This is a genomic window from Rhodococcus sp. IEGM 1366, assembly GCF_033142425.1.
In the GTDB taxonomy this organism is placed as follows: Bacteria; Actinomycetota; Actinomycetes; order Mycobacteriales; family Mycobacteriaceae; genus Rhodococcus_F; species Rhodococcus_F globerula.
On record NZ_JAWLRZ010000030.1, the window covers coordinates 1 to 1,464 of the forward strand.

Annotated in this window: 1 rRNA gene; it reads left to right on the plus strand. The window is 54.5% G+C overall.

Going from position 1 to position 1,464, the window contains the following annotated elements:
* Positions 1 to 1,389, plus strand: a 23S ribosomal RNA gene (locus R4P64_RS33895); the annotation flags it as partial.
* Positions 1,390 to 1,464 lie beyond the last annotated feature (75 nt).

Here is a 1,464-nt window from a genome sequence, read left to right on the forward strand (position 1 = left end):
AGCCTGAGACGTGATGCGTAGCCGATTGAGGCGAATTCAGTGATCCTATGCTGCCGAGAAAAGCCTCTAGCGAGCTTTCACACGGCCCGTACCCCAAACCGACACAGGTGGTCAGGTAGAGAATACTAAGGCGATCGAGATAACTATGGTTAAGGAACTCGGCAAAATGCCCCCGTAACTTCGGGAGAAGGGGGGCCCTGTCTGGTGACGACATTTACTGTCTGAGCTGGGTGGGGCCGCAGAGACCAGTGAGAAGCGACTGTTTACTAAAAACACAGGTCCGTGCGAAGTCGTAAGACGATGTATACGGACTGACGCCTGCCCGGTGCTGGAAGGTTAAGAGGACCGGTTAGTTCTTCGGAGCGAAGCTGAGAATTTAAGCCCCAGTAAACGGCGGTGGTAACTATAACCATCCTAAGGTAGCGAAATTCCTTGTCGGGTAAGTTCCGACCTGCACGAATGGCGTAACGACTTCTCAGCTGTCTCAACCGTAGACTCGGCGAAATTGCATTACGAGTAAAGATGCTCGTTACGCGCGGCAGGACGAAAAGACCCCGGGACCTTCACTACAGCTTGGTATTGGTGTTCGGTTCGGTTTGTGTAGGATAGGTGGGAGACTGTGAAACGGTGACGCCAGTTATCGTGGAGTCGTTGTTGAAATACCACTCTGATCGAATTGGACCTCTAACCTCGGACCATGATCTGGTTCAGGGACAGTGCCTGGTGGGTAGTTTAACTGGGGCGGTTGCCTCCCAAAATGTAACGGAGGCGCCCAAAGGTTCCCTCAGCCTGGTTGGCAATCAGGTGTCGAGTGCAAGTGCACAAGGGAGCTTGACTGTGAGACTGACAGGTCGAGCAGGGACGAAAGTCGGGACTAGTGATCCGGCACCGGCAAGTGGAAGCGGTGTCGCTCAACGGATAAAAGGTACCCCGGGGATAACAGGCTGATCTTCCCCAAGAGTCCATATCGACGGGATGGTTTGGCACCTCGATGTCGGCTCGTCGCATCCTGGGGCTGGAGTAGGTCCCAAGGGTTGGGCTGTTCGCCCATTAAAGCGGCACGCGAGCTGGGTTTAGAACGTCGTGAGACAGTTCGGTCTCTATCCGCCGCGCGCGTAAGAAACTTGAGGAAGGCTGTCCCTAGTACGAGAGGACCGGGACGGACGAACCTCTGGTGTGCCAGTTGTTCCGCCAGGAGCACCGCTGGTTAGCTACGTTCGGAAGGGATAACCGCTGAAAGCATCTAAGCGGGAAGCCTGTTCCAAGATGAGGTTTCTCACCCCCTCGAGGGGGTAAGGCCCCCGGCAGACCACCGGGTTGATAGGCCAGAACTGGAAGTACAGTAATGTATGCAGGTGACTGGTACTAATAGGCCGAGGACTTACCACAAAGAAGCTACGCGTCCACTGTGCGGTATCTGAAACAACACACAGATACCTTGAATTCGATTCCCCATCATTCACC